General features: G+C 70.5%; 5 protein-coding genes. 3 read left to right on the top strand and 2 right to left on the bottom strand.

The window, feature by feature from the left end; genetic code table 11:
- Positions 1 to 245 precede the first annotated feature (245 nt).
- A complete protein-coding gene (locus tag G6030_RS13040; RefSeq protein WP_182643421.1) occupies positions 246 to 854 on the top strand; it encodes a hypothetical protein in 609 nt (202 codons plus the stop codon).
- Between the two features lie 124 nt (positions 855 to 978).
- Here G6030_RS13040 and G6030_RS13035 read toward each other — a convergent pair whose 3' ends face one another.
- Together G6030_RS13035 and G6030_RS13030 are read right to left on the bottom strand one after the other, a co-directional pair.
- Positions 979 to 1,566: an RES domain-containing protein gene (locus tag G6030_RS13035; protein WP_182643420.1), complete on the bottom strand. Its 588-nt coding sequence runs from the start codon at positions 1,564 to 1,566 to the stop codon at positions 979 to 981.
- Between the two features lie 46 nt (positions 1,567 to 1,612).
- Positions 1,613 to 2,260, bottom strand: a complete 648-nt coding sequence (locus G6030_RS13030; protein WP_182643419.1) for an antitoxin Xre/MbcA/ParS toxin-binding domain-containing protein — start codon at positions 2,258 to 2,260, stop codon at positions 1,613 to 1,615.
- 223 nt (positions 2,261 to 2,483) lie between these two features.
- Here G6030_RS13030 and G6030_RS13025 point away from each other — a divergent pair, with 223 nt between their 5' ends.
- Positions 2,484 to 3,353 carry an NAD(P)H-binding protein gene (locus tag G6030_RS13025; protein ID WP_182643418.1) on the top strand — a complete coding sequence of 290 codons (870 nt, stop codon included), beginning with the start codon at positions 2,484 to 2,486 and terminating at the stop codon, positions 3,351 to 3,353.
- A gap of 264 nt (positions 3,354 to 3,617) precedes the next feature.
- Entirely contained in the window at positions 3,618 to 4,115 is a 498-nt protein-coding gene (locus G6030_RS13020) for a hypothetical protein (RefSeq protein ID WP_187701811.1), read from the top strand.
- Positions 4,116 to 4,332: the final 217 nt, after the last annotated feature.

Raw genomic sequence — 4,332 nt, 5'->3', positions numbered from 1 at the left:
CGGCGGTTGACGGCCGGGCGTTCCCACGGCGACTGGTAGTCCGCCCCGGCTGCCAGCGAGGCCATCAGCTCGGTCTGCGGGACCCCCGCGCTCGCGAGCGCGTCGAGAACGGCCTGTTTCAGTTCATCTGCGGAGAGGTCGCCTGATCCGTACGGGCGATCTGTCGAGGGCGTCACCTCATCGACGATACGAGACTCGAGCGCCGTACTGGGGCATCCCGGGCCGGAGAAGTAGGCTCACCCGCCATGGACAACGTCGAGCCCGGCCTCTTCGACCTACCCGAACCCGAACCCGAGCCCGCGCCGCAGTCCTCGCCTGCGCGTCCCCGTCGCGGGAGGAACCGCGAGACGTGGTCCTGCACTGTCACCGCGGCGGTGTCCGTTGACGACCCGGCGGCGGTGACAGCCGAACTGACGCGGTACCAGGAGGACACCGTGGTGGTTGACGCGTTCTCCGGCGAGGTGATCGAGGATCCTGCGAGCGAGGAGGCGGGCCCCGATCCCGCCCTGCCGCCGCTGGAACAGCTGCCGTGGCTGATCTGGCCGACGCGCGGCCTGGAGGAACTCCTCGAAGAGGGCGCGTTCCGGGTGCTCGACGGCACCAGCACTGTGGTCCCCGAGGCGTCCGACCGCGGCACGCTCACCTGGACGGTCACGGTCAAGCTCACCGACGTCCAACTCCTGCGGCGCCTCGCCACGCGCGCCCACCCCGCCGACGCCGACCTCATCGCGGACAGCCTGGCGGTCGCCTGGCAGCACGCTGCCGACCCGTTCGCTCCCCTGCACTCGATCCCGGGAATCTCGTGGCGCCCGCTGTCCGTCGAGGTTCAGCACCTGCCGGCGCGAAAGGGATGACGACGACGAGCGCCTCCACTGCCCGGTCGGGCCCGCTCCCGCCGGCTGGAGCGGGTCCTGCTGCGACGACGCCGCCGCTGCGCCCCCCTCCGGCCCGCGAGTGGTCACACCCGTCCCCGCACAGTTACCCCGTGCCAGCTGCCCAGTCTTCGTATCCGCCATGCGGTTGGCCTCGGTACCGGGTCCGTGTCACCAGCTCTTTCGGAGGGTGGGCCCCCTCCGCCGCCAGCGCCACGCGCAGCCATCGGTCAGGATCACGTCCTCGCACGGCGCTCGGGTCATCAGCGGCCAGCTGCTCATAGCGGCCCCCGAACACGGTGAGATTGACGCTGCCGGGTAGTGCCGCTGACGGCGCGAGCACCCCACGGTAGCCCTCACCCTGCAGCCATGCCGCCAATTTCTGACACTCGGCGTGGTCATCGGCTACCGCCACCTCGGGGTCCAGACCGCACGCCGTCCAGTCGTCGAACGTCGACAGGTCGGCGACGTCGTCCAGAACCACGTACGCCTGCCACAGCGATCGTCGCTGCTCGACTACCGCCTCTGGAGTCCGCAGGGCGAAGTAGCGGACCAGCTCCGCCCACGCCCCCGCGGGCGACAACGCCAGGTACTGGGCGTAGCCCTCGCCTCTCCGATGCCAGCGACCGCTCGACTGCACGGACACGCCGCCGAGGCCGGCGTCGTGCCAGAGCGGTGGCTGCGCGTGCCCCACCTGGCGAAACGCGGCCCGCTCCACGCGTATCCGCGGGGGCGCCTTCCTATCGGAGGCCACCGCGGGCGAATTCCAGAAGCTCTGCCTGCGCCCGGAGGTCGCCCTCCTCGAGCACCTCGAGCGGTGACCGTCCGTCGAGCTGCGGCACCGGGTTGTCGAACCACATTCGGACCCCGCGAGCCGTCATGGCCGTCCGCAACTCCACCACGAGCTCGGCCACCATCTGCAACCGCTCGAGCGCGGCTCTACGCGGCACCGCTCCGGCCCGCCAGTTGGTCAGGACCCGCGACTGTGCTCCTACAACCCGCGCGATGTCGTCAGCACTCCACCCATCCAGAGAGGTGTCGAGGAGCGCGAGCGCTTCTTGCGGATCTTCGATCCGGGCGAGGCGCTTCTGACGCTGTATCCGCGACAGGACAGTCCGCATCCCGACGAGGGCGACGAGCAGGTCGTCGGCGTCGTCTTGTTCATGTGCAGTCCGCGCACGGATGAGCAGGGACAACAGACCGTCGATGTGAACTCTCGGCGCTGTAGACGGCCACGAGTGGAGCAGTTCCAACGCGAAATCGGTGAGCTCGGTGATGAACTCGTCGGTCTGACGCCGATCCTCCGAGACCCCTGCCTCGATCGTGGCCGCAAGCGTCTCGGCCGCTGACCGGGCGGTGTCCTCCGCGCCTTCGAGCGTTGCTGCCATCATTCCGTCCTTCTTCCAGTGCTATGGAAGTTTACCCGTAGGTGGCCGCGGGCGGGACTTCTCGGAGACCGCGGTTCCAGGTACCTCCTCGAGGGCGACGGAAGCCCGCAACTGCCCGCAATCCGGACCGAATCCGACCGCTTCCGCCCCTAGCGTGGAAACCGCGCGGAGCAACTCGCACCGAGTAACCCGCACAAAGAACCCGCCCGGCAGAAAGGCCCCCATGAAGATCGCCGTCACCACCCCTCAGGGCAACGTGGGCCGTCACCTCACGCGCATGCTCATTCGCGCCGGGGTCAGGCCGGTCCTGCTCGCCCGCCACCCGGACCAGATTCCCGCCGACGTCGCCGAGCACGCCGAGCCGAGGCAGGCCGACTCCCGCGACGCGGGCCAGGTCATCGCCGCCACGGCCGACGTCGACGCCGTCTACTGGGTCGACCCGCCCGCCGAGTCCCCCGATCCGCTGGACGACTACCGCCGCGCAACGGAGTCCCTCGTCGCCGCGATCGAGGTCAACGGGATCGACCGGGTCGTCTTCCAGAGCAGCGTCGGGGCGGAGAAGCGCCACGGCGCGGGCGAGATCGACGGTCTCGCCGCCACGGAGGTCGCCCTCGACCAGTCCAACGCGTCCGTCACCCACCTGCGCTGCGGCTACTTCTTCACCAACCTGCTGTTCGAGGTGGAATCGCTACGGGCCGGCCGGCTCCAGACGGTGCTGCCCCTCGACGCGCCCATGAGCTGGGTCGCCCCGCGCGACGTCGCGGAGGTCGCGGCGCTCACGCTGCTCAACACCGACTGGCGCGGGCGGCGCGTGCAGGCCGTCCACGGCCCCGAGGACCTGTCGTGGGCCCAGGTCGCGAGGATCCTCACGGAGGAGCTGGGTCGCGAGGTCCGCGCCGAGCGCATCACCGACGAGCAGATGCGCGACCAGTACCTCGGCGCGGGCATGCCGCCGGCCTGGGCGGACGCACTCCTCGGCATGTCGACCGGCCTGCGCGACGACTTCGTACCCGAACAGGCCCGCTCGATCGTCACCACCACCCCGACCCGCCTGCGCAGCTGGGTCCGCGAGGAGCTCACCCCGCTCGTGTAGTCACCGCCCGCCGCCTCCGAGCCTGCGACCGAGCCCGGCACCCGCGTTGTCCGCCCCATGTCGGTCCTGTCCGTGCCGCGACGGTGTACGCGTGGAAAGGGGCGACGACGACGAGCCCCACCGCACCCGACCGACTCGCAACCCCAGCGGCCGCGGGTCCGGCGGTGTCAGCCCATGCTGAAGCGGAGGCACCCTCCGAGGGCTGCCCTCACTGCTAGCGTGACGATTTCACCCAAGTGAACGAGGAGTTCCGCCGTGCCCCAGATGTCCCCTGCTCGGCGGAGGGTCAGCCTCGCGTTGGCGATCGCCGCCGCGACCACCGCCCTCGGATCCGCCACTGCCGGCGCCGCCCCGGCCGACGACGCACCCGCCATCCCGGCCAACGCCGCACCCGCCGCCCCGGTTCCCGCGACCCGCGGCCTGCCCGAGACCGTCACCGACGTCCTGGGCCCGGCCGACCCGGCCTTCTGGAACGCGACGGTCCCCGGCACCCGGATCCTGACCCCGGTCGATCCCCGCGACGACGTGATCTGCCTGACGGGCTTCATCCCCAAGCTCAACTGCTGGACCAAGGAAAGAGATGTGCGCGGGGCGACGATGCGACCACTCGCCCATGTCGACATCCCCATGTTCGGCGGGCCGCCGCTCCGCATCTGGACGGACCTCCCTCGGTGGGGCGACGGCTCCACCGGCGAAGAACCCATCAGCGAGTGGACGTACGACGCCATCCTCTGGTGGCTCTACGGGCGTTCGCCGTCGTAACCCGGCGCAGCAGCGCCCTCCCGCCGGCGCGATCGGCGACTTCGTCAAGTGCCCTCTTGTCCCGAGTCGAGCTGGTACTGCAGGCACGGCAGCCGCTCATCTTCCGTAAACTCTCCGTCGGCGGGGCTGCGCCAGATATCGCCGACCATCACGCCGTTGTCACCACTCGCTGCAGCCGGATCAGAACCAGTCGAGCGGCGTGCCGTAGAGCCGGTCG

This window comes from Dietzia sp. E1, from assembly GCF_014145015.1.
GTDB lineage: Bacteria > Actinomycetota > Actinomycetes > Mycobacteriales > Mycobacteriaceae > Dietzia > Dietzia cinnamea_A.
This window is presented reverse-complemented; position numbering and strand designations above follow the sequence as displayed.

Coding starts and splice junctions, on each gene's coding strand:
- G6030_RS13040 (WP_182643421.1), top strand. CDS start 246: ATGGACAACGTCGAGCCCGGCCTCTTCGACCTACCCGAACCCGAACCC.
- G6030_RS13030 (WP_182643419.1), bottom strand. CDS start 2,260: ATGGCAGCAACGCTCGAAGGCGCGGAGGACACCGCCCGGTCAGCGGCC.
- G6030_RS13025 (WP_182643418.1), top strand. CDS start 2,484: ATGAAGATCGCCGTCACCACCCCTCAGGGCAACGTGGGCCGTCACCTC.
- G6030_RS13020 (WP_187701811.1), top strand. CDS start 3,618: ATGTCCCCTGCTCGGCGGAGGGTCAGCCTCGCGTTGGCGATCGCCGCC.